The organism is Citrobacter sp. TBCS-14 (assembly GCF_005280805.1).
Taxonomy (GTDB): Bacteria; Pseudomonadota; Gammaproteobacteria; order Enterobacterales; family Enterobacteriaceae; genus Citrobacter; species Citrobacter gillenii.
Map to the genome: position 1 here is coordinate 200,244 of NZ_SZWM01000141.1, position 22,106 is coordinate 222,349.

Genomic DNA, 22,106 nt, shown 5'->3' on the forward strand with positions numbered 1-22,106 from the left:
ATAGGTCAATAATGATCGACGGAAAAACCGCTAACGAAATTTTTGACAGTATTCGTCAACATATCACTACAGGCGCACTTGTCGCAGGAGATACGCTGCCGCCGGTCAGGGATCTGGCAACGGTATTAAACGTTAATCGCAATACTGTCGCAGCGGCCTATAAACGCCTGGTCACTACCGGACTGGCACTTAGCCAGGGACGTAACGGTACGGTAATCAAGGGCGTATCCTCGCCCGTTGCGCTGGAAGGGGGGAATCCGGATACACCGCTAACCGACCTTTCCGGCGGCAATCCTGCGCCTTCACGCCTCCCCGACCTGAGTCACTATTTCGCGAAAATAAATAAACACCCCCGCTTGTATGGCGACGAGGTTGTCTCCCCTGGGCTTAAGACGTGGGCGACGCAATGGATGCAGGATGTCCTGCCCGGCCCAGGTGAAATTGATATTACCAGCGGCGCCATTGATGCCATCGAACGGCTACTGTGCGCCCATTTGCTGCCGGGTGATAGCGTCGCCGTCGAAGATCCCTGCTTTTTAAGCAGCATCAATATGCTGCGTTATGCCGGGTACTCAACAAGCCCGGTCAGCGTGGACAGCGAAGGCATGCAGCCAGACATGCTGGAGCTGGCGCTACAGAAAGGAGCGCGGGCGGTGATCATCACCCCGCGCGCGCACAATCCAACCGGCTGTAGCCTCAGTGCTATCCGCGCCGCCCGGTTGCAGGATATCCTGTCACGCTACCCGCAAACGCTGGTGATTATCGACGATCACTTTGCCCTGCTGTCCGCATCCCCGTTGTATCCGGTGATTGCGCCGCAGACAAAACACTGGGCAGTCATCTGTTCGATGTCAAAAACATTAGGCCCGGATCTACGCCTCGCCATCGTTGCCAGCGATCCCGATACCTCGGCAAAACTGCGTCTGCGGCTTAACGCCGGCAGTCAGTGGGTCAGCCATCTGTTGCAGGATTTGGCCTGCGCCTGTCTGAGTGATGAGAACTATCAGCGCACGTTGGTGCAGACTCAGCAGTTTTACGCCGCTCAGCAACAAAAGCTGACCCAGGCCCTTCAGCAACAGGGTATTGAACTTGCCGCTGGCGATGGTCTGAATCTGTGGCTGCCGCTACAGACCCACAGCCAGTCGCTCGCTTTCGCGTTGGCGAAAGCCGGCTGGCTGGTACGAGAAGGCGAAGTATTTGGCATCAATGCGCCGTCACACGGCCTGCGTATTACGCTGTCAACATTAGACGACCACGACATTACCAGGCTGGCGGCTGATATTCATCAGGCGCTGAAGCGCTAACCGGAGAGAATACATGCGAGTTCATTTTGTTATTCATGAGTCATTTGAATCTGCTGGCGCCTATCTGCCATGGGCCGAAGAACGCGGTTACGCCATCAGCTGGTCGCGCGTTTACGCCGGAGAGTCCGTTCCCGCCAGTGCCGACGATTTCGATATGCTGGTGGTCTTCGGTGGCCCGCAATCACCGCGTACCACGCTGGCAGAGTGCCCATATTTTGATGCTCAGGCTGAACAGCACCTGATCAACCAGGCGATTGCGGCGCGTAAGATTGTGGTCGGTATTTGTCTCGGTTCGCAGCTGATCGGTGAGGCTCTGGGGGCGAGAGTGTGTCAAAGCCCGGAAAAAGAGATTGGTCATTACCCCATTACGTTGACCGACGCAGGTAAAACGCATCCGCTGATCGCCCACTTCGGTTCACCGCTGATGGTCGGGCACTGGCATAACGATATGCCGGGGTTAACCGATCAGGCCACGGTTCTTGCCACCAGCGAGGGTTGCCCACGACAAATTGTGCAGTACGGTAATTTTGTCTATGGTTTCCAGTGCCATATGGAGTTCACTGCCGAAGCGGTTGAAGGGCTGATCCAGCACTCAGAGCAGGAACTGGCGGATGCCAAAGGTAAACCGTTTATTCGATCCGTTACAGAAATGCGTGCATGGAACTACGCGCAGATGAACGAGAAGTTGTGGCAGTTCCTTGATTTTCTGGTAGAAAAACGTAACGATTGAACATTGCAGGCCGGATAACACGCTTTACGTCATCATCCGGCGATCGTGTCGTATGTTTGCCTGATGGCGCTTCGCTTATCAGGCCTACAAATTAGATCCCTAATCCCTGGTTGAAATGCTCTTCACCGAACACGCCGGTCGAGAGATAGCGATCGCCGCGATCGCAAACGATCGCCACCACAACCGCACCAGGGTTTTGCTCTGCTATACGGCGCGCACCGGCTACCGCGCCGCCGGAACTCACACCACAAAAAATACCCTCGCGAACCGCCAGTTCACGCATGGTTTTCTCAGCGTCGTCCTGATGAATATCCAGTACTTCATCCACCAGCGAAGCGTTAAAAATCCCCGGCATATATTCCGCGGGCCAGCGACGTATCCCCGGAATACTGCTGCCCTCTTCCGGTTGTAATCCGACGATGGTCACGGGTTTATCCTGCTCGCGTAGAAAACGTGACACGCCAGTAATGGTGCCGGTGGTGCCCATACTGGAAACGAAATGAGTGATACGGCCTGACGTTTGCTGCCAGATCTCCGGCCCGGTGGTGGTGTAATGCGCATACGGATTATCAGGGTTGTTAAACTGATCGAGTAGCGTGCCCTCACCGCGCTGAGCCATCTCCAGGGCTAAGTCGCGCGCCCCTTCCATGCCCTGCTCTTTGCTAACCAGAATCAGCTCAGCACCGTAGGCGCGCATCGCGGCACGACGCTCCTGACTCATGTTGTCCGGCATCAACAACTTCATACGATAGCCTTTCAGCGCAGCAATCATCGCCAGCGCGATCCCGGTATTGCCGCTGGTCGCCTCGATCAGCACATCACCAGGCTTAATTTCTCCACGTTTTTCCGCTTCGACAATCATTGACAGCGCGGCGCGATCTTTCACCGACCCTGCCGGGTTATTGCCTTCCAGCTTGACCCAAATTTCACTGCCGTTATCCGGCGCCAGACGTTGCAGTTTTACCAGAGGCGTATTGCCAATTGTTTGTTCTAATGTGTTCACGTTTTCTGCTCAATAAAATGCCGGGTGGCGCTGCGCTTACCCGGCCTACAGGTCATGATTTAGCCCGTAGGCCCGGTAAGCATAGCGCCACCGGGCGATAACTATGCGAATTAACCTATCAGGCGGATTGTGCCAGAGCAAGTTCGGTTTCACGCGTTTCAATCCGCTGTTCACCGTTATACAGACGCGCATTTTGCAGTCCCACAAACAGACGTTCACCGCGGCTTGGGGGGTTATCGCCCTGCATCACCACCGTCAGCGGCTCGTTATACCACCCCAGTGGCTGGACAACTAATTGGGTGTAGTGACCTTTCGGACTGGCTTCCAGCACCTGTACCGGCAGCGGCGAATCGAGGCTGGTACGGCGGCTCACATCGACTTCCCACGGACGCAGGAACAAATCGACCGGTCCCTGATACGCGGGCGTATATCCCAGCGGCCAGCGATGCGCGCCAACGTGGAACTGCCCACCGCGTACGGTGCCCTGTAGGCGGTTTACTTCGCCCATAAACTCCAGCACAAAGCGGGTAGCCGGTTCACGCCATACCTGATCCGGCGCATCGGCCTGCTCGATATGACCCTGACTCATCACCACCACGCGGTCAGCCACTTCCGTCGCTTCTTCCTGATCGTGGGTAACGAACACGCTGGTGAATTTCAGTTCTTCATGTAACTGACGCAGCCAACGACGCAACTCTTTACGCACCTGGGCATCAAGCGCGCCAAATGGTTCATCGAGCAGCAGGATCTGCGGCTCTACCGCCAGCGCACGCGCCAGCGCCACGCGCTGCTTTTGACCGCCGGAAAGCTGCGCCGGGAAGCGTTCTGCCAGATGGGCCAACTGTACCATTTCCAACAGTTTGGTGACTTTTACTTTGATCGCCGCCGCATTCGGACGCTCGCGACGTGGTAGTACCGTCAGACCAAAGGCGATATTGTCGAAGACGGTCATATGCCGGAACAGCGCGTAGTGCTGGAATACAAACCCCACCTTACGCTCGCGAGCGTGCAGACGACTGACGTCCGTACCGTGAAAGCGAATATGTCCGCTGGACTGATGCTCCAGCCCGGCAATAATGCGCAGCAGCGTAGTTTTTCCTGAACCGGACGGCCCCAGCAGCGCGACCATCTGACCTGAAGGAATATCCAGTGAGATATCGTTCAGCACCTGGGTGCGACCAAAAGACTTCTTAATATTGGCAATCTCAATGCTCATGATTTTCCTCCTGCTGCGCGCGTTTTTCCTGGTTCTCCAGACGCCATTGCAACATGCTCTTCAAAAACAGGGTAACAATCGCCATCAGCGTTAATAACGCCGCAGCGGTAAAGGAGCCGACGGTGTTGTAGTCCTGCTCCAGTAATTCAATCTGCAGAGGCAGCGACAGGGTTTCGCCGCGAATAGAGCCGGACACCACCGATACCGCGCCAAACTCGCCAATCGCGCGGGCGTTGGTCAGCACCACGCCGTACAGCAGCGCCCAGCGAATGTTTGGCAAGGTCACGCGGCGGAACATCTGCCAGCCGGATGCGCCAAGTAGAATAGCCGCCTCGTCCTCATTGCTGCCCTGGCTCAACATCACCGGTACCAGCTCACGCACCACAAACGGACAGGTGACGAAGACCGTGACCAGCACCATTCCCGGCCAGGCGAACATCACCTGCAGGTTGTGCTCATCCAGCCAGCCGCCGAGCGGGCCGTTGGAACCATAAAACAGCAGATAGACCAGACCGGCGACCACTGGCGACACGGCAAACGGGATATCCAGCAACGTCAGCAGCAACTGGCGACCGGGGAAGTTAAAGCGCGTGACCAGCCACGCCAGCAGCACGCCAAACACCAGGTTCACCGGTACCGCGATCAGCGCAATCAGCACCGTTAGCCAAATGGCGTGCAGCATGTCCGGGTCGGCCAGGTTCTGTAATACCGGCATTAATCCCTTGCTGAACGCCTGCACGAAGATATAAATCATCGGCACCAGCAAAATGAACGCGGAGACCAGCATACCGGTGCCGATCAGAAACCATTTCCCCCAGTTGATGCGGGGCGCGCCATAGCGTTTCAATTGGGTAATCTCTGCCATCAGTGACCTACCACGCGTCGACCAAAGCGACTCTGCAGGGTGTTAATCGAAAACAGCAGCAACAGCGATGCCCCGAGGATCACCGACGCAATCGCGCTGGCGGCGGGATAGTCAAACTCCTGCAAGCGGACAAAAATCATCAGCGAAGTGACTTCCGTTTTCCAGGCGATGTTCCCGGCGATGAAGATAACCGCACCAAATTCCCCCAGGCTGCGGGTGAACGAAAGTGCGATCCCGGCAACCAGCGCCGGAGATAATTCCGGCAGCACCACTTTACGAAAGCTCTGCAAGCGCGTGGCGCCAAGCGTTTCCGCAGCTTCTTCATACTCCGGGCCTAACTCTTCCAGCACCGGCTGTACGGTACGCACTACGAACGGAATGCTGGTAAACGCCATGGCGACCGCAATACCGAGCCAGGTGTAGGTTACTTTAATATCCAGTTTCGCCAGCCACTCGCCGTAAAAACCGTTAACCGAAAACAGCGAGGCCAGCGTCAGGCCCGCCACTGCCGTAGGCAGCGCAAACGGCAGGTCCATTAACGCATCCAGCAGCGTGCGACCTGGAAAGCGATAGCGGGTTAAGATCCACGCCATCAGCAGGCCGAACACGCCGTTAAAGATCGAGGCCACAAACGCGGACAGCAGCGTTACCTTATAGGCTGCCACCACCTGCGGATTGGTAATCACTTCCCAGTATTGCGCCCAGCTCATTTGCGCCAGTTGCATCACCAGCGCACTGAGCGGCAGCAGCAATATCAGGCAGACAAACAGTAAGCTGGTGCCCAGGCTTAAGGTAAAGCCGGGCAGCACGCGTCGGGAGGAAACAGCAAACATTTACTTACGCCCCGCCGCCAACAGTTTGTCCAGCTCACCGCCGCTGACAAAGTGCGTTTTCATCACCTCAGGCCATGCGCCAAACTGATCTTCCACGCGGAACAACTCGGTCTGCGGGAATTTATCTTTCAGCTTGTCCATCACCTGCGGGTTATTCACACGGTAGTAGTAATCCGTGATGATGGTCTGCGCCTGCGGGCTGTACAGCCAGTTCAGATAGGCTTTCGCCGCTTTCTCAGTGCCATTGGCCTGCACGTTTTTATCGATCCACGCCACCGGGAACTCGGCGAGGATATTGGTCTTAGGAATAACGACCTCGAAACCCTGCGCTTCATACTGCTTACGAATGTTGTTCACTTCTGATTCGAAGCTGATCAGCACGTCGCCCAGCCCACGTTCCGCAAAGGTGGTGGTGGCACCACGACCGCCGGTATCAAAGACTTCAACATTTTTCAGGAACTGGGTCATGAACTGTTCGGTTTTAGCTTTATCGCCGCCGTCCGCTTTTGCCGCCGCACCCCACGCCGCCAGATAGGTATAGCGCGCGTTACCTGAGGTTTTCGGGTTTGGGAAGATCAGTTTGACGTCAGAACGCACCAGGTCATTCCAGTCATGGATGTTTTTCGGGTTCCCTTTGCGCACCAGGAAGCCCATTGTGGAATAGAACGGCGAGCTGTTATTTGGCAGACGGCTTTGCCAGTCGGCCGGAATCAGCTTTCCTTTGTCATGCAGAATCTGCACGTCAGTGACCTGGTTATAGGTGACGACGTCGGCTTTCAGCCCCTGCAGAATCGCCAGCGCCTGTTTTGATGACCCGGCATGAGATTGTTTAATCGTCAGCTTGTCACCGCCGTTATCCTGCGCCCATTGCTGTTCAAACGACGGGTTAAGGGCGGCAAACAGCTCACGAGACACATCATAGGAACTGTTCAGCAGTTCCGTTGCCTGCGCCTGACCGACCAGCAGCAGCGCCGCCAGCGTCAGGGTTCTTTTTTTCAGTAAGTTAACGGCCATTGCGCACCCTTATAAATTTAATGACTTTCTTATGGCCATCATATTTATAACGGGAGTAAAAGGAGTAACGGTTTTATATACCGTTTGATGATTTGAAAGTTGAAAAGAGAATAAGAGGTAACTCCTCCCCTGTTCGCGGGGAGGAGACAGGCATCACTCAGACGCCGACGCTAACGCTTTCTGGCAGGGTACTGCCGCCATCGATCACGTTCTGCGTGCCGGTTAAGTAGCTGGACTCATCAGACGCCAGGAACGCCGCCAGTTCACCGACTTCAAGCGGACACGCCAGGCGACGCAGCGGAATGGCTTTTGCCATTTCAGTCAACACTGATTCCGGATCGTCCGGGTTAGACTGACGCGCGATGTTTTCCGCCATTGGCGTGCGGACATAGCCGGGGCAAATCGCATTAACGCGGATGCCGGATTGCGCGTATTCCACCGCCAGCGATTTGGTTAAGCCGATAATCGCGGCTTTTGACAGTGCATAGGCCGTTTCGCCCGGATCGGCGACCATATCGCCGGTGACGGATGACATCATCACGATGCGCCCATCCTTGCGAGCAACCATCTCCGGCAGAACGGCTTTCGTCACGTTCCAGACACCTTTGATGTTGATATCAATATGGAAGTCGCGATCTTCATCGCTCATTTCAAGGAAGCTGCCGAGACGGCATACGCCTGCGTTGTTGACCAGAATATCGATTTTGCCCTCAATGTTCTTCGCGCGTTTTACCGCCGCGGTGACAGAAGCAAAATCTCTGACGTCCGCATGAACTGCCGTACAACGGTGACCGCGTCCAACAAGCTCATCCGCCAGTTTTTCAATCTCATCGGAGATATCCAGCAAGATCAGGTTCGCACCGTGGCGGGCAAATGTTCTGGCGATCCCTTCGCCAATACCCTGAGATGCGCCCGTAATCAATGCTGTTTTGCCCGTGAGTTTTCCCATTTCAATATTCTCCTTTTGAATATGAAGCATCCGCTTCATTCACGCAGAAGATACAGCATTAACAAATCAGTGCTGCGAAATGGCTCACTAAATCAGGTTAATTTCAGGTAAAAAAAATCCCCGACGGTGCGGGGAGATGTATTTTACGCCAGCGTGTAGGCCGGAGTAGGCATTATGCCACCATCCGGCAACTCACTCTCACAGCGCCATTAAGCGGTCCAGCGATGGCGCAAAATAATAGCCGCCGGTCACCGGCTTGGTGAAGCGCAGCATGGCGTCACGTTTACCGTCGGTGTCGCCGAACATGCTCAGCAGTTGCTGCTCAATATTGTGCAGGTGCGCGCAGTAAGCGCAGAAGTACAGACCGTGCGTACCGCTGGCGGTACCGTATGGCAGGCTCTGGCGGACAATTTTCAGCCCTTTACCGTCTTCTTTCAAATCCACGCGGCTCAGGTGAGAGGTGGCCGGGCGATCGTCGCCGTCGATCTCTTCGTTGGCTTCTTTGGTACGACCAATCATCATTTCCTGATCGTGGATGCTCATGCGGTTCAGCTGCTTCAGGTTGTGCTCCCAGCGCTGCACGAACACATAGCTACCACCCGCATCCACGCCATCTTTGATAACCGCAACGTCACGACGCGTCTCTTCCCCGGCCGGGTTTTCCGTACCATCAACGAAGCCGCTCAGATCACGCTCTTCGACCCAACGGAAACCGTGGATCTCTTCTTTCACGTCGATGCAATCACCAAAGGCGTCCATGGCCGCCTGCGCAACAGAGAAATTCACGTCATGACGCAGAGAAAGAATGTGGATCAGCACGTCATACTGCGTTGCCGGGGCCAGACCTTTACCGTAAGGGATAAAGTCCTTTAACTCTTCAGCCCCTACGCCACCGCTCAGCGTGCGCCAGGTTTTGTTACCGAAAGCCACAACCGCGCCCAGATGTGCATCCGGGAATTTTGCTTCAAAGGTCGCCAACTTATCAGCAAATGTTTTGCTGGCAGCGCGCAAAGCCTCAACGTCGCCTTTTACATTGGCTTCAATCCAAATCGCCGCACGGCAATGTTCTGGCAAAATGCCACTCTGAACCTGAGACATTGTTCCTCCTGAAAAAAAGATGCCACGACCTCGTGGCATTGATGGGCGTTATTCTACCTGTTTTTTTAGTCTGTCGATTTGTTCAGACGCAAATTAACGCCGCCAGATAATTTTGCTTACTTTCCAGTCTTTCAGCGTATCGTCAGACGGCATTATGCCTTCAGGACCGCTCCACTCACCGGAAAAAATGTAGCTAATATGCTGACTTCCCTCAGCTTTACACTCAACACCTGCACTATCATCGCCGGTCGCTTTCTGGCAATTACCGAACGCTTTGGTGTAAAGGTCACTAAACGGTGTACCGATTTCTGCACCGGACGCTGACTCAATATCGCCGTCCAGTACATCAATACGGCTGATGGTCCCCCCATCGCCAGTGATCACCATCGCCAACTTATCTTCTTTCATTGCTTCAAAAAAGCGCACAACATTGCCGTTGTCGGTCTTCATCCCGCTGCGCAGGCGATAATCTCCGTCCAGCGCATCGGCAATGGCTTTCTCATCCAGCGGCGTCGCAGCAGTGAGTTGTCCCACCCCCTGCTCGGTGACTTCCGTCGAAGAACCAAACCAGTTCCACGGATTTGCGGCGGACCAGTTCACCGACGAGAGCGTCGAGCAGCCGGTCAGTACCAGCGGCATCGCGCATAACATCAAACGCAGCGATTTCATCTCACATCCTTTCTTTATTAATTAACGTTGCTTGGAGTCCGGCTTCATAAAAAAGTGCCGTTATTCTTTTTCGATGGCAAAACAGGCACGTAAACGCGGGTTAGTCAGTAGCCAGACCAGGGCGACAACATCGGCTACCAGCAGCGCCAACCCAACGCCATTGACCGGATCGCCCCCCAACCACAGCAGTGGCTGCCAGCAAAGCAACGCCAACTGGGCCAAAATCAGTAATCCGCGCAGCCAGCGCCACAGCGCAGGAAACGCAAAACGCCGCCCGCTGAGTAAAAACGCCAGCACTGCCGGAACGCCTGGGAGCAATCCCAGCCAGAACGCATCGTGATCGGGGTAAAACAAATTCAGTAAGGTATTGCCCTGCTCGCGAGAAGATCCCGCAATCACAAACAGCACCCACGTGCGCGCCTGAAGCAGCAGCACGCACCAGAACAAAACAGGGAGGCGCAGACGCCCGTGACCGTCATAGTCGGCGGGATGAAACTCAGTACTCTTCATCTTCAATCAAGCGCTTGCCCAGATTGAGTACGTCAGCATGTTCATATCCCAGACGTTCATACATGCCCAGCACGATGTCATTGTCGTCACGCACCATAATTTGAATCTTCGGACATCCGCGGGCAATGAGCTTTTTCTCCAGCCGGCTGAGCAGTGCATTCGCAATGCCACGAGCACGAAATTCAGGGTGTACGCCAAGATAGTACGCTGAGCCGCGATGACCGTCGTAACCCCCCATCACCGTGCCAACGACTTCACCGTTCACCTCAGCGACCAGGAACAAGCTGACGTCGTGATTCACCTTGCGCTCAATATCCATTTCCGGATCGTTCCATGGACGCAGCAGGTCGCAGCGCTCCCAGAGGGTGATAACCTCTTCGAAATCTTCCTGGCGAAATACGCGTATCTCCATGGTATTGAGACCCTTTTTAGCCCTAAAAATAGTGATTATGGCGTGAACAACTGATTAAGCCAATATCTGACGCGAAGCGGCGTAAAAAATGGCATAATAGGCAACTGTCACGTATTGAAATGAAAAGTAAAACAATTATTATCCCGATCCGTCGCAACGGACTACGCGATACGATATAACATCTGGAACTTATTTATTACAACTCAGGCCGTATGAGCACTTTTAAACCACTAAAAACTCTCACATCGCGCCGCCAGGTGCTGAAAGCCGGGCTGGCTGCCCTGACGCTGTCAGGTATGTCGCCAGCTATCGCTAAAGAAGAAGCGCTAAAAACCAGCAATGGTCACAGTAAACCGAAAGCGAAAAAATCAGGCGCAAAGCGTGTTGTGGTTCTCGATCCGGGTCACGGTGGCATTGATACCGGGGCAATTGGTCGCAACGGTTCGAAGGAAAAACACGTGGTGCTGGCTATTGCCAAAAACGTGCGATCCATCCTGCGTAGCCAGGGGATCGATGCCCGGCTGACCCGCTCCGGCGATACCTTTATTCCGCTGTACGACCGCGTCGAGATCGCCCACAAGCACGGTGCCGACCTGTTTATGTCTATCCACGCTGACGGTTTTACTAACCCCAGCGCGGCGGGGGCGTCGGTCTTTGCTCTGTCTAACCGCGGCGCCAGTAGCGCCATGGCAAAGTATCTGTCCGATCGTGAAAACCGCGCGGATGAAGTCGCCGGGAAAAAAGCCACCGACAAAGATCATTTGCTGCAGCAAGTGCTGTTCGATCTGGTTCAGACCGACACCATTAAAAATAGCCTGACCTTAGGGTCGCACATCCTGAAGAAGATCAAGCCAGTACACCGTCTGCACAGCCGCAGTACAGAACAGGCCGCCTTCGTGGTACTAAAATCGCCGTCCATTCCTTCGGTGCTGGTAGAAACCTCATTTATTACCAACCCGGAAGAAGAACGCCTGCTGGGCACCACGGCATTTCGGCAGAAAATTGCCACCGCCATCGCCAATGGCGTTATCAGCTATTTCCACTGGTTTGATAACCAGAAAGCCCACTCGAAGAAACGTTAATCATGAAGCCCGATGCCCAGCGCGTTAAACAGTTCCTGCTCAGCCTGCAGGATGATATTTGCCAGCAACTGTCTACCGTAGACGGCGCTGAATTTGTTGAAGATAGCTGGCAGCGCGAAGCGGGTGGCGGCGGACGCAGCCGGGTGCTGCGTAACGGTGGGATTTTTGAACAAGCGGGCGTGAATTTCTCCCATGTCCATGGTGACGCGATGCCAGCCTCAGCGACAGCACATCGGCCAGAACTGGCCGGGCGCAGTTTTGAAGCGATGGGCGTGTCACTGGTGGTGCACCCGCTCAACCCGTACATTCCCACCAGTCATGCTAACGTGCGGTTTTTTATCGCCGAAAAACCCGGTGCCGATCCGGTCTGGTGGTTTGGCGGTGGCTTTGATTTAACGCCCTACTACGGCTTTGAAGAGGACGCCGTTCACTGGCACCGTACGGCGCTTGAGCTGTGCCAGCCGTTTGGCGATGACGTTTACCCGCGTTACAAAAAGTGGTGCGATGACTACTTTTTCCTTAAGCATCGCAACGAACAGCGCGGCATCGGCGGACTGTTTTTCGATGATTTAAATACCCCGGACTTCGACCACTGTTTCGATTTTATGCGAGCAGTTGGCACAGGCTATACCGACGCGTATCTGCCGATCGTTGAGCGGCGCAAAGCGATGAGTTGGGGTGAGCGCGAGCGCAACTTCCAGCTTTATCGTCGTGGACGCTACGTGGAATTTAACCTGGTGTGGGATCGCGGCACGCTGTTTGGTCTACAGACTGGCGGGCGTACGGAATCCATTTTGATGTCGATGCCGCCGCTGGTGCGCTGGGAGTATGACTGGCAGCCGGAAGCGAACAGCCCGGAAGCCGCCCTTAGCGAGTTTATTCAGGTGCGCGACTGGGTGTCATTGCCTGATGGCGGCTAACGCCTTATCCGGCCTACAACTTCAATAATGGCACCGTCCCGTAGGTCGGATAAAACGCGAAGCGTCGCATCCGACTCAATAATCTCATCACGCCCACTGACGCATACGCTGATGCAGCGTGAGCGACGGTTTCTCGGCAAACAGCTGCTGGTAATCGGTGGCAAACTGCCCTAAATGCCAGAATCCCCACTGCATCGCGGCATCTTTTACCGTCGTACTCTGCGACCACGGGCTGATAAGCTCACGGCGGACTGCGTTCAAACGAATGCGTTTTAACCAGGCATTCGGCCCGATCCCCAGGATCGCATGGAAGGCATTTTGCAAGGTTCTTCGGCTGACATGCAGCTGATTGCACAGGTCGAGCACGGTCAGCGGCTCCGACATATTTTCCAGCACATATTCGCGCGCACGCGACAGCAACCGACGGTAACTCTGATGGCTGATACTCTCGGCGGTGATGATCGGCTGGGCTTCATCCAACATGGTACCCATCGCCAACAGCAGATTATCCCCTAACACTTTGCGCACCGCAGGCTGGCGAAGATTTTCAGGATTCTCGCTAAACGTCGCCAGCGCCTGTTGCACAAAGCCCCACAATGCGGCTTTGTGTTGTTCTTTTACTTCCAGCGCCGACTGGTTGCGCAGCATATGCAGCACCCTTTCCGGGTTGTGCAGGAAGTTAGCCTGACGAGCGATCGCCTCTTCAGAGATCACGACGCCAAGAATGGTGTAGTCATCCGGCGTACTCAGCTCAAATTCCGTCCCGCCCGGACGGGTCGCAATTTCAGCGCTACCCAGACATTGGGTGCCAATAAACCCCTGTTCGCCGCGCGTAGCCGGAATGCCAAACCAGAATGAATTTGGCCAGACGAGACAGGACTGACGCAGCGCCAGACCGGTGTATTCACGGAACACCTGAATATCATCAAGCAGGATTTCAGTGAACTCGCCATGAAATTTACCTGGATGCAGCTGGTCGTAGATCTGCTGCCAGGCGGTAATGGTCAGCGCGTGCTCATACACATCCGTTGTTCGCCGCTGATGAACATTGTCCACTTCCACTTTCGGCGTAAGTTTAACGTCTTCGGGTAATACTTCATGATAAAGATGGTGCAGGTTTGCAGTACGTTTCTTTTTCATGACCTTTGAAGCCGGAAGCTTCACTGAAGCCCCCGGCCCTCCGACAGGTTAATTTTTTAAGCGATAGCGACTACTGCGTTTACGCAACGCTCCGGCAGAAAAGAGCTGTTCCAGCGCAATTCTGGCTTTATCAAGTGACCAACCAAAGTGCGCGGCCACTTCCCCTGCCGTCATTCCTTGACGGACCGATGTTAACAGCGCCAGTAATTCGTCAGAGGATTCAGAGGACACCGGTGTTTCCTGCGTCTTCTCTGTTTTCACGTCTGATGTCACTTCCGGCTTCGGTTCTGATTTCTTCGGTTCTGGTTTTTTCGGCTGGCGCGTAAAACCGCCGATCAGCCACTGGGTGTCATCATCCGGCCGTCCTATCTCCTTGCGGCTGATAACACGTCCTGTACGCGCAGCAGCAGCACAACCGGCATCCAGCGCTGCACGACACGCCGCCAGATCGCCTTCCACCACCAGCGTTAGCCTGCCAGGATCGAGCACCTGGTGGCTAAGCAGACGCACGTTCGCGGCTTTCAGCATGGCATCCGCCGCGTCTACAGCAGCCACCATGCCATCCACTTCCAGTAATCCCAGTGAATTGATCATTGCAACCTCTCTTACGCGCGCTGGACAGGATTACGGGCAATATCCAGAACAGCATCAGCGAAGGCGTTACAGGCTGCTTTACAGGCTGCCTGGCTACCGGTTAAAAACGCCGCCGAGTAGTTGGTTTCTGACGGTGGCGGCACGTAGGTAACAATCTGTACATCGGCAGATTTCAGCGCAGCATCAATCCCGTAGGTTGCTTCTAATGGCGGAGCCACCAGATAAGCCATCGGATCGCCCAGTACGCATCCCGCCGTAGCAGAAAGGTATGAACCGGTACGCGATACCACGTGTGCCAGGAAAGCCGTATTTTCTGCATCATTGGCCCACTGGAACGCGGCGCCATTTTCAATATTGGCCACCATCGCATCCAGACCCGCGCGAACTTCCGCCGGGTTAGGTCCACCGAGCATAATCAACACTTCACCTGCCGTTGGAGAAGGTCCGTGCGCCGCACCGGCATACAGCGAGCGGCCATAAACCACTTCGACCATTGCCTGTTTTGTCGCTTCGTCTGCGGCAATATACGCCACGTCATCAGAGTCTGCTGTGATGAGTCCGAGGCTACGTATATGTGGCGGTAATTTAAGTTCGCGGGCAAAACCGTCATTTACCGAGGCAATCACGCGCATGGCGGTAACTGAAGGTCTAATCAAATCTAATGCTGGCATGATGCCTCCTTAACGGGTCATGTTGATGCCGGACGCTTTTTGCTCCAGCATGCGTTTGGCCAAATCCACGATTACCGCAGCCGCTTCGACCGGTGGCGTACCGCCCTGGTGAATGTTGGAAATACAGGTTCTGTCGGCCTCAACGGTAGTCGCCACGCGCGGTGAATAGACCGCGTAGCAGGAAAGACTTTCCGACTGGCCTAAGCCCGGACGTTCACCGACCAGCAGGATCACCGCTTTCGCACCCAGCAGCTCGCCAATCTGATCTTCGATTTTCACGCGGCCATAGCGGACAAAGAACGGCGTGCCAACCTTCAGCCCAGCCTGTTTTAATCCAGACAACAATGGCGGCAGAATCTCTTCGTAGTTGGCGGTGATGGCATCCGTAGACAGCCCATCAGAGACAATCACCTGGACATCCGGGTTCGCCACGCACTGGGATTTCAGCGCTTCAATCGCTTCCGCACTCAGACGACGGCCCATGTCCGGGCGGGTCAGGTACAGATTTTTGTCACTGATTTCCGAGCGCACTTCCAGCAAGCCTTGTGCTTTCACCCACTCTTCCGGCACCTCTTTCAGCACGGTATCTTTCGAGCGTGAGTGGTCAGCCAGGAAGCGCAGCAGCGCCTGGGTACGCGGACGCGGGCCAGCACGACCGGTACAGACACGTGCAGCGGTGCTGCGACGCAGCTCCGTCAACACTTCTGCGCGGTGCGGGTTTTCAACGCCAATCCACGCTTTCGCTTCCGGCGATCCTAAATCCATGGCACAGCTTTCGCCCGTTGGTGCGGCGCACTGCGTGGTGCTGCATTTCACTTCCGCTGACGGCGCTTGAGCCTGCGGTTGTGACTCACCCATTGACGCCATTACGCTGCGTACAATTTCTTCAATCTGTTTTTGATCCATCGTGTGTCATCCCCGCGTCATCAGAAGAACAGTGACGGATCGCCCGCCCGTTTGGTCAGGCGACCGTTTGCCATAATGCCCATGTTTTCCAGCCAGCGTTCAAACTCCGGCGACGGACGCAGGTTCAGCAACTGGCGCACAGTCGCGGTGTCGTGGAACGCGGTGGTCTGATAGTTGAGCATGATGTCGTCACCGAGCGGCATGCCCATGATGTAGTTGCAGCCTGCGGTGGCGAGCAGAATCATCAGGTTTTCATTGAGGTTCTGGTCAGCATCGGCATGGTTGGTGTAACAACAGTCACAGCCCATCGAAATGCCGCTCAGCTTGCCCATGAAGTGATCTTCTAAACCGGCGCGAATAATCTGGCGGTCATTGTAGAGATACTCTGGCCCGATAAAGCCGACAACGGTATTCACCAGGAACGGATCGTAGTGGCGTGCCAGCCCGTAGTTACGCGCTTCCATCGTCACCTGATCGGCACCGAAGTTAGCGCCAGCAGAAAGCGCAGACCCCTGCCCGGTCTCAAAGTACAGGCAGTTTTCCCCGGCGATACGGTTGAATTCAGCGCCCACTGCACGCGCCTCGTCCAGCATCGCCAGCTCAACGCCGAACTCTTTCAAGCCTTTCTCGCTACCGCAGATACTCTGGAAAATCAGCCCGCCCGGCGCGCCGCGACGAATCGCTTCGATCTGGGTAGTAACGTGCGCCAGCACGCAGCCCTGAGTAGGAATGTTATATTTGTCGATCACGCCATACACGGTGTCGAGTACGCGGCTTAAGTTCTCCACGTCATCGGTTACCGGGTTAACGCCGATCACCGCATCGCCCGCACCGAAAGAAAGCCCTTCGTAGATTTGCGCGGCAATACTCTGCACATCGTCACGGGTGTCGTTCGGCTGCAAACGGCAGCTGAAGGTGCCCGGCAAGCCGATCGTGGTGTTGGCTTTTTTGATCACCGGCATTTTTTTGCCGCCGTAGATCAGGTCCGCGTTGGAGCAAATTTTTGCCACCCCAGCGACCACTTCTGACGTTAACCCTTTGCGCATAAACGCAATGTCATCGACAGAGGTTTCATCACTCAACACGTACTCGCGCAGCTCACTGATGCTCCAGTTTTTGATGCGGTTATAGGCTGTTTCGTTGACGTCATCCTGAATCAGACGCGTGACGCAGTCCTCTTCATAGGAAATCACCGGGTTGTTGCGAATATCCGCCACCGTCATTTCCGACAACACCTGTTTGGCCGCCACGCGCTCCTGTGAGCTTGTCGCGGCGACACCTGCCAGCACATCCCCCGAACGCAGTTCGTTGGCTTTGGCCAGCACCTCTTTTACATCCTTAAACTGATAAACATTGCCGAACAATGTGGTCTTTAGTTTCATAAGTCGTTCCCTCAGGAAGGAAATGCGAGTGATTTCACCGTCACCGGCACAACCGATCCGCCAAAAAGAGGCGTACCAATGTCGATATAGTCCCCCGCCCGGACAATCACCTCATCGATGACCGCCAGCGGGTGTTGCTGTAACTGTGGGCGTAACAGCATGCCCAGGGCTTTACCAAAATCCTGCTCGGCTACCACCAGCAGGGGATGCGGATTCGGATAACGCGCGACAAAGGCCAGCAGCGCGTCGATGACCGTTAATAGCGCGGCGTAGCGCACCGGCAGCGACCCGGGCAGCGCCAGCACATAGGCGTCTGTTTTCGGATCAAGATCGAGCTGCACCAGCGCCAGCTGCCAGGCCGCCACCAAATCAGCGTCGTCAACCGGGATCGCCACCGGCAGATTGCGCAGCGGAAGTGCCACGCCTTCCAGCCAGATGGTGCTGCCCGACAGCGACAGCGTATGCGCCCCGGCGCCAATCACCGTGGCGCGCACGGTTTGCGCCGGGAACTGCACGTTCATCTCACGCAAGCGCGGATGTTCATGCAGCGCTGTCGCCAGCAGCGGTCCAATGTCAGAAAAACAGAACGGATCGGCAGGCTGGTTGCGGTAGCACTCGCCCACTCCTCCGGAAAGCGTAATCACATCCGGTTTCACGCCCGCAGGCAGTAAACCGGTTTGCATCAGCGCCTGCGCCAGGGCAGAAGGCGTGCCGTCAATCACTTCCACGATCAGATTCGCCATTCGCCGCGCGACCTGGACAAGCTGTGCGGCATTGAGCGTTCGGGCGTCGGTACCGGCACCAAACACCTCGTCGACGATCATCTGTCCCGGCTGGTGCGCATGGACCACGCGCCCCTGACCGTCAGTTTCCAGCAGTCGTCCCCCGACGTTCAGGCACGCAGAGCCGCTGACCTTTCCGGCATCAAACAGTACGTAGTTTGACGTCCCGCCGCCGATGTCGATATTCAGCACGCTGCACAGACGCTGCTCAGACAGCGTTTGTGCACCGGCACCGTGACCGGCAATCACCGATTCCAGGTGCGGACCGGCACTGGCCACCACGAAGTCACCCAGCGACTGGGAGAGCGTCATCACCGCCGGACGGGCGTTGCGGGTTTTCGCGCTTTCTCCGGTAATGATGATCGCGCCGGAATCAACCGTTTCCGGCGCAATACCCGCCGCCTGATACTGGGCCAGGATCAGCGCTTTAAGTTCAGCCTCTTTCAACCCGCCCTGCTTATCGACGGGTGTGAAGAAGACCGGGCTTTGCCAGCTAATTTCGCGTTTGATAAATTCGTAGCGCGGCACCTGCGACACTGCCGCACGGTTAACCAGCTCAAGGCGGGAGAAGATCACCTGAGTGGTGGTGGTGCCGATATCGATACCGACGCTCAGTAGCTGGCGAGTATTCACGATTGCGCCTCCGCTTTTGCTTCTGCAGTTTCCGCGTCAACAACGGCCGGAACATTTTCGTCTTTTGGCACCAGCATCATCGCTACGCCAATCGCCGTCACACCACCAATCAACTTGCCGACAATCATCGGGAAGATCATGGCGTTCATGTTCGCGGCGGCAAAACCTAAGTGGTCACCCAGAGCGAAGGCTGCAGAGACCGCGAACGCGCAGTTGATCACTTTGCCGCGGGTATCCATATTTTTCATCATGCCGAACATCGGGATGTTGTTCGCCAGAGTTGCCACCATACCCGCAGCGGCGATATTGTTGATTTTCAGCAGGTTGCCGACACTCATTAGCGGTTTTTCAAACCAGCGGGTCAGCAGCAGTACCATCGGGTAGGCACCCAGCAGCACGCAGGAGATAGAACCGATCACTTCGATGGCGCGCATCACTTCGCCGGGCTTATCACCCGCAGACATGAAGATAGGATCGAGACCCGGGATCAGCTCCCAGCCAAGCAGGAACTTAATGACCGCCGCCGCCAGGCCGATAGTGATCAGCGCCACCAGGAACTTGGCGAAGATCTGGAAGCCGTTAATCATTTTTTCCGGGATAAATTTCAGCCCCAGCGCCACCAGGATGGCGACGATCAGCACCGGAATCATGTTCATCAGAATCAGCGCGAAGGTGAACTCCACCGGTTGCCCGTTGATTTCAACCCCGGAGTACATTGCCACCAGGCCGCCAGCGATACAGCCAACCGGAATGGTCACGATACCGGCCAGTACGCCCAGAGCCAGATAACGACGGTCTGACGGTTCAATAATTCCCAGCGCAACTGGGATGGAGAAGACCAGCGTCGGCCCCATCATTGCCCCGAGGATCAGGCCAGAGTACAGCCATGCGGCCACGTCGCCACCCGCCAGTTCTTTCGCCAGGAAGAAGCCGCCCATATCACACGCCAGCAGCGTTCCGGCAAACATTGACGGGTTCGCGCCCAGCATTTCATACAGCGGAATAATTACCGGTCCGAGCACATGCGCCAGTACCGGTGCCAGCGCAGTCATACCGACCATCGCCAGACCCAGTGCGCCCATCGCCATAAAACCTTCTTCAAACTGACCGCCCGATCCCTCGATGCTCTTACCAAACTTACCGAGGTAACGCGCTGAACCACCGAACTGCGACAGGATCCTGTCCACGGCGGCAATCAGCATAAAGAACATCATGATGTACATGATGATTTCGTTAATTCCCATAGCCCTATCTCCATTTGCCAGGTGCTTAGTAGGCCTGATAAGCGCAGCGCCATCAGACAATGATGTCGCGTTGTTGCCGGATGGCGGCGCGAACGCCTTATCCGGCCTACGTCCTGGTATGCCTTATTGTGCCGCCGCGTACAGGTCGATAATCTGTTCCTGCGTGGCGGTTCGTGGGTTGCTGCGTATACAAATATCGTTCAATGCGGCTTGCGCCCAGGTACTGTAATGCTCAGGTTTCGCGCCCACGTCAGCGAGCCGTTTGGTCTGGCCCACTTCAGCGATCAGCTCAATTACCGCGCTGATAGCGTCACGATCGTCTGATTTCTTATTGGTTAACGCTCTGCCGATATGGCTGAAGCGTTCACGGCACACCATGCGGTTAAAGCCCATTACCGTAGGAAGCAGCATGGCATTAGCCTGCCCGTGCGGGATGTGCAGCGCAGCACCTGGCTGGTGAGCCATCGCATGACACAAGCCCAAACCTGCGCTGGAAAAAGCCATCCCCGCCATACAGGAAGCCAGTAACATGCTTTCGCGCGCCGCCAGGTCATGGCCGTAACCCACCGCTTTAGGCAGCGACTTGCCGATCATCGCAATCGCGCCAATTGCCAGGCTGTCGGTAAACGGTGTCGCGTTCAGCGCGCTGTAGGCTTCAACAGCGTGGGTGAGTGCATCGATGCCAGTCATTGCCGTCACGTGCGGCGGTACGCCTTCCGTTACCGCCGCATCGAGAATGGCGACGTCCGGCATCAGCGTGGCGTGGGCCAGCACTTTTTTCAGTCCGGTAGCGGCATCGATAATCACCGTGACGTTGGTGGTTTCTGACCCGGTCCCGGCGGTGGTTGGCACGGCAATCAGCGGTAAACGAGGACGCAGCACGCTGTTTTCCGTCATATCAGCCAGTGTCTGCGTTGGGTTGGTTACCAGCAACGCGACGGCTTTGGCGGCATCCAGTACCGAGCCGCCGCCGAAGGCCACAACGCCGTCACATTTTGACTCGCGCAACTGTGCGACCGCCGCGCAAACGTCAGTGATGCACGGCTCACCGACCGGGCACGGCCACAGCGTCATCGCTACGCCTTTCATCGCCAGGCTGCGTTCCAGTGAGGCGGTCATTCCCGCTTCATGCAGGAAGCTATCTACCATAACGAACATGTGCGTCAGCCCGCGCGTTTGCGCTTCCTGTCCGCAGGTGCTGAGCGCTCCCAGTCCGCATAGCGTGACCGGTGGAACGCTGAACGTTTTTACGCGTTGTAGATTCAGGGCATCGAATGCCTGAAAGAGCGCGGTCTGCAATTCAGCTTGCATAGATTCCTTCCGCTTTTACTTTTCCGCTATTGGCAATCGCCAGCGGGGTCATAAACAGACTGTGCTGCGGTAAATGCACCTGCAGCTCCGGGAAACGCTTACGGAACAACTCATCAACCCCCGGCTGCATACAGGACCCACCGGCCAGCCATAAATCCATGACGCCCTGCCCGGCAATATGGTGGGCGACAATTTCCGCCATCTTTTCGTAAACCGGCTTCACTACCGGCCAGATTTCCTTGCCGTTGCTGCGCTTGTACTGCTCGGCTTCTTCCAGTTGAATACGACGATTCCCAGCCAGCGTCAGAGAAATGTGATGCCCACCGGTCGCTTCGTCGGCGGAATAGGTCACTTTGCCCTGCTTCACGATGGCAATACCGGTCGTCCCACCGCCGATATCCACCACGCCTGCGTTATCCAGCTGAAGTAGATCCGCCACGGCGGTGGGCTCATCCAGCACATGGCTAACCTCAAGTCCGGCAGACTCCAGCACGTTAATGGAGATACGCGGGTCCGTTCCTGGCGGGAACGAGGTTGCCGCGTGGGTAAAGCGGCAACCCAGTTGTTGTTCGAGCGTATCGAGATGGCGACGAACAATGGTCACGGCACCGAAAAAATCCCAGACGATGCCGTCACGCACGACGTCGGCCCAGTCCAGACAAACCGCAACCGGCTGTCCTTCACTGTCGACAACCATCGACACCACATCACAGGTCCCCAAATCAACGCCGAGCCACAGCGGTGAATCACTCGCGGCCGGCGTCTGGTTACACAGCGTTGCTGCTTTTTGCAGTCTGGGTGTGAGCCAAAGTTGTTCGTCATGCGCCATCTCTTTCAC

General features: G+C 55.8%; 23 protein-coding genes. 4 read left to right on the plus strand and 19 right to left on the minus strand.

The window, feature by feature from the left end:
• The first annotated feature begins 11 nt into the window (after positions 1 to 11).
• Positions 12 to 1,304, plus strand: a complete 1,293-nt coding sequence (ptsJ, locus tag FDX22_RS03405; RefSeq protein ID WP_146716703.1) for a transcriptional regulator PtsJ — start codon at positions 12 to 14, stop codon at positions 1,302 to 1,304.
• A 13-nt stretch (positions 1,305 to 1,317) separates the two neighbouring features.
• The gene (locus FDX22_RS03410; protein ID WP_146716704.1) at positions 1,318 to 2,034 is read left to right on the plus strand and encodes a type 1 glutamine amidotransferase; all 717 of its coding nucleotides are present in this window, start codon (positions 1,318 to 1,320) and stop codon (positions 2,032 to 2,034) included.
• 91 nt (positions 2,035 to 2,125) lie between these two features.
• On the opposite strand, the gene cysM is transcribed toward FDX22_RS03410, so the two are convergent.
• From cysM to FDX22_RS03460, 10 genes are all read right to left on the minus strand, one after another.
• A complete protein-coding gene (gene cysM, locus FDX22_RS03415; protein WP_115257828.1) occupies positions 2,126 to 3,037 on the minus strand; it encodes a cysteine synthase CysM in 912 nt (303 codons plus the stop codon).
• Positions 3,038 to 3,155: 118 nt separating this feature from the next.
• Positions 3,156 to 4,253, minus strand: a complete 1,098-nt coding sequence (gene cysA, locus FDX22_RS03420) for a sulfate/thiosulfate ABC transporter ATP-binding protein CysA (RefSeq protein WP_137399772.1) — start codon at positions 4,251 to 4,253, stop codon at positions 3,156 to 3,158.
• On the minus strand, positions 4,243 to 5,118 hold the full coding sequence (gene cysW, locus FDX22_RS03425; RefSeq protein ID WP_115257826.1) for a sulfate/thiosulfate ABC transporter permease CysW: 876 nt from the start codon (positions 5,116 to 5,118) through the stop codon (positions 4,243 to 4,245). The genes cysA and cysW overlap by 11 nt, the downstream gene beginning before the upstream one ends.
• Positions 5,118 to 5,951 carry a sulfate/thiosulfate ABC transporter permease CysT gene (gene cysT, locus FDX22_RS03430; RefSeq protein WP_096756246.1) on the minus strand — a complete coding sequence of 278 codons (834 nt, stop codon included), beginning with the start codon at positions 5,949 to 5,951 and terminating at the stop codon, positions 5,118 to 5,120. The genes cysW and cysT overlap by 1 nt, the downstream gene beginning before the upstream one ends.
• A complete protein-coding gene (cysP, locus tag FDX22_RS03435; protein WP_135911640.1) occupies positions 5,952 to 6,965 on the minus strand; it encodes a thiosulfate/sulfate ABC transporter substrate-binding protein CysP in 1,014 nt (337 codons plus the stop codon).
• Between the two features lie 157 nt (positions 6,966 to 7,122).
• Complete coding sequence (gene ucpA / locus FDX22_RS03440) at positions 7,123 to 7,914, minus strand: SDR family oxidoreductase UcpA (RefSeq protein WP_096756244.1); 792 nt, start codon at positions 7,912 to 7,914, stop codon at positions 7,123 to 7,125.
• Positions 7,915 to 8,112: 198 nt separating this feature from the next.
• Complete coding sequence (locus FDX22_RS03445) at positions 8,113 to 9,012, minus strand: Dyp-type peroxidase (RefSeq protein WP_146716705.1); 900 nt, start codon at positions 9,010 to 9,012, stop codon at positions 8,113 to 8,115.
• A 93-nt stretch (positions 9,013 to 9,105) separates the two neighbouring features.
• The gene (locus FDX22_RS03450; protein WP_146716706.1) at positions 9,106 to 9,681 is read right to left on the minus strand and encodes an RpoE-regulated lipoprotein; all 576 of its coding nucleotides are present in this window, start codon (positions 9,679 to 9,681) and stop codon (positions 9,106 to 9,108) included.
• A gap of 60 nt (positions 9,682 to 9,741) precedes the next feature.
• Positions 9,742 to 10,191, minus strand: coding sequence for a DUF2919 domain-containing protein (locus tag FDX22_RS03455; RefSeq protein WP_115257824.1), 450 nt, complete (start codon positions 10,189 to 10,191; stop codon positions 9,742 to 9,744).
• Positions 10,178 to 10,603, minus strand: a complete 426-nt coding sequence (locus FDX22_RS03460) for a GNAT family acetyltransferase (RefSeq protein ID WP_096756240.1) — start codon at positions 10,601 to 10,603, stop codon at positions 10,178 to 10,180. The genes FDX22_RS03455 and FDX22_RS03460 overlap by 14 nt, the downstream gene beginning before the upstream one ends.
• Before the next feature lie 212 nt (positions 10,604 to 10,815).
• On the opposite strand from FDX22_RS03460, the gene amiA reads away from it, so the two are divergent.
• Both amiA and hemF read left to right on the plus strand, forming a co-directional pair.
• Positions 10,816 to 11,685 carry an N-acetylmuramoyl-L-alanine amidase AmiA gene (amiA, locus tag FDX22_RS03465; protein ID WP_117343548.1) on the plus strand — a complete coding sequence of 290 codons (870 nt, stop codon included), beginning with the start codon at positions 10,816 to 10,818 and terminating at the stop codon, positions 11,683 to 11,685.
• Between the two features lie 2 nt (positions 11,686 to 11,687).
• Positions 11,688 to 12,605 (plus strand): oxygen-dependent coproporphyrinogen oxidase, encoded by a 918-nt coding sequence (hemF, locus tag FDX22_RS03470; RefSeq protein WP_135911638.1) that lies wholly within the window; start codon positions 11,688 to 11,690, stop codon positions 12,603 to 12,605.
• Between the two features lie 87 nt (positions 12,606 to 12,692).
• Here the strand turns inward: hemF and eutR are convergent, their stop codons facing one another.
• The 9 genes from eutR to eutJ all read right to left on the minus strand — a co-directional run bounded on the left by eutR (position 12,693) and on the right by eutJ (position 22,097).
• Positions 12,693 to 13,745, minus strand: a complete 1,053-nt coding sequence (gene eutR / locus FDX22_RS03475) for an HTH-type transcriptional regulator EutR (protein WP_115257821.1) — start codon at positions 13,743 to 13,745, stop codon at positions 12,693 to 12,695.
• Positions 13,746 to 13,793: 48 nt separating this feature from the next.
• On the minus strand, positions 13,794 to 14,339 hold the full coding sequence (eutK, locus tag FDX22_RS03480) for an ethanolamine utilization microcompartment protein EutK (protein ID WP_146716707.1): 546 nt from the start codon (positions 14,337 to 14,339) through the stop codon (positions 13,794 to 13,796).
• Between the two features lie 11 nt (positions 14,340 to 14,350).
• Positions 14,351 to 15,010 carry an ethanolamine utilization microcompartment protein EutL gene (gene eutL, locus FDX22_RS03485; RefSeq protein WP_096756235.1) on the minus strand — a complete coding sequence of 220 codons (660 nt, stop codon included), beginning with the start codon at positions 15,008 to 15,010 and terminating at the stop codon, positions 14,351 to 14,353.
• A 9-nt stretch (positions 15,011 to 15,019) separates the two neighbouring features.
• Complete coding sequence (gene eutC / locus FDX22_RS03490; protein ID WP_096756234.1) at positions 15,020 to 15,916, minus strand: ethanolamine ammonia-lyase subunit EutC; 897 nt, start codon at positions 15,914 to 15,916, stop codon at positions 15,020 to 15,022.
• A 20-nt stretch (positions 15,917 to 15,936) separates the two neighbouring features.
• Positions 15,937 to 17,298 (minus strand): ethanolamine ammonia-lyase subunit alpha, encoded by a 1,362-nt coding sequence (eutB, locus tag FDX22_RS03495; RefSeq protein ID WP_096756233.1) that lies wholly within the window; start codon positions 17,296 to 17,298, stop codon positions 15,937 to 15,939.
• Between the two features lie 11 nt (positions 17,299 to 17,309).
• Entirely contained in the window at positions 17,310 to 18,713 is a 1,404-nt protein-coding gene (eutA, locus tag FDX22_RS03500) for an ethanolamine ammonia-lyase reactivating factor EutA (protein WP_115257819.1), read from the minus strand.
• On the minus strand, positions 18,710 to 19,957 hold the full coding sequence (gene eutH, locus FDX22_RS03505) for an ethanolamine utilization protein EutH (protein WP_096756231.1): 1,248 nt from the start codon (positions 19,955 to 19,957) through the stop codon (positions 18,710 to 18,712). Before eutH ends, eutA begins: the two co-directional genes overlap by 4 nt.
• A 123-nt stretch (positions 19,958 to 20,080) precedes the next feature.
• Complete coding sequence (gene eutG / locus FDX22_RS03510) at positions 20,081 to 21,268, minus strand: ethanolamine utilization ethanol dehydrogenase EutG (RefSeq protein ID WP_115257818.1); 1,188 nt, start codon at positions 21,266 to 21,268, stop codon at positions 20,081 to 20,083.
• Positions 21,258 to 22,097: an ethanolamine utilization protein EutJ gene (eutJ, locus tag FDX22_RS03515; RefSeq protein WP_096756229.1), complete on the minus strand. Its 840-nt coding sequence runs from the start codon at positions 22,095 to 22,097 to the stop codon at positions 21,258 to 21,260. Before eutJ ends, eutG begins: the two co-directional genes overlap by 11 nt.
• Positions 22,098 to 22,106: the final 9 nt, after the last annotated feature.

What these genes read in the sequence shown, in the direction of transcription:
- ptsJ (WP_146716703.1), top strand. Translation starts at nt 12, where the DNA reads ATGATCGACGGAAAAACCGCTAACGAAATTTTTGACAGTATTCGTCAA.
- FDX22_RS03410 (WP_146716704.1), top strand. Translation starts at nt 1,318, where the DNA reads ATGCGAGTTCATTTTGTTATTCATGAGTCATTTGAATCTGCTGGCGCC.
- cysA (WP_137399772.1), bottom strand. Translation starts at nt 4,253, where the DNA reads ATGAGCATTGAGATTGCCAATATTAAGAAGTCTTTTGGTCGCACCCAG.
- cysW (WP_115257826.1), bottom strand. Translation starts at nt 5,118, where the DNA reads ATGGCAGAGATTACCCAATTGAAACGCTATGGCGCGCCCCGCATCAAC.
- cysT (WP_096756246.1), bottom strand. Translation starts at nt 5,951, where the DNA reads ATGTTTGCTGTTTCCTCCCGACGCGTGCTGCCCGGCTTTACCTTAAGC.
- cysP (WP_135911640.1), bottom strand. Translation starts at nt 6,965, where the DNA reads ATGGCCGTTAACTTACTGAAAAAAAGAACCCTGACGCTGGCGGCGCTG.
- ucpA (WP_096756244.1), bottom strand. Translation starts at nt 7,914, where the DNA reads ATGGGAAAACTCACGGGCAAAACAGCATTGATTACGGGCGCATCTCAG.
- FDX22_RS03445 (WP_146716705.1), bottom strand. Translation starts at nt 9,012, where the DNA reads ATGTCTCAGGTTCAGAGTGGCATTTTGCCAGAACATTGCCGTGCGGCG.
- FDX22_RS03450 (WP_146716706.1), bottom strand. Translation starts at nt 9,681, where the DNA reads ATGAAATCGCTGCGTTTGATGTTATGCGCGATGCCGCTGGTACTGACC.
- FDX22_RS03455 (WP_115257824.1), bottom strand. Translation starts at nt 10,191, where the DNA reads ATGAAGAGTACTGAGTTTCATCCCGCCGACTATGACGGTCACGGGCGT.
- FDX22_RS03460 (WP_096756240.1), bottom strand. Translation starts at nt 10,603, where the DNA reads ATGGAGATACGCGTATTTCGCCAGGAAGATTTCGAAGAGGTTATCACC.
- amiA (WP_117343548.1), top strand. Translation starts at nt 10,816, where the DNA reads ATGAGCACTTTTAAACCACTAAAAACTCTCACATCGCGCCGCCAGGTG.
- hemF (WP_135911638.1), top strand. Translation starts at nt 11,688, where the DNA reads ATGAAGCCCGATGCCCAGCGCGTTAAACAGTTCCTGCTCAGCCTGCAG.
- eutR (WP_115257821.1), bottom strand. Translation starts at nt 13,745, where the DNA reads ATGAAAAAGAAACGTACTGCAAACCTGCACCATCTTTATCATGAAGTA.
- eutK (WP_146716707.1), bottom strand. Translation starts at nt 14,339, where the DNA reads ATGATCAATTCACTGGGATTACTGGAAGTGGATGGCATGGTGGCTGCT.
- eutL (WP_096756235.1), bottom strand. Translation starts at nt 15,010, where the DNA reads ATGCCAGCATTAGATTTGATTAGACCTTCAGTTACCGCCATGCGCGTG.
- eutC (WP_096756234.1), bottom strand. Translation starts at nt 15,916, where the DNA reads ATGGATCAAAAACAGATTGAAGAAATTGTACGCAGCGTAATGGCGTCA.
- eutB (WP_096756233.1), bottom strand. Translation starts at nt 17,298, where the DNA reads ATGAAACTAAAGACCACATTGTTCGGCAATGTTTATCAGTTTAAGGAT.
- eutH (WP_096756231.1), bottom strand. Translation starts at nt 19,957, where the DNA reads ATGGGAATTAACGAAATCATCATGTACATCATGATGTTCTTTATGCTG.
- eutG (WP_115257818.1), bottom strand. Translation starts at nt 21,268, where the DNA reads ATGCAAGCTGAATTGCAGACCGCGCTCTTTCAGGCATTCGATGCCCTG.
- eutJ (WP_096756229.1), bottom strand. Translation starts at nt 22,097, where the DNA reads ATGGCGCATGACGAACAACTTTGGCTCACACCCAGACTGCAAAAAGCA.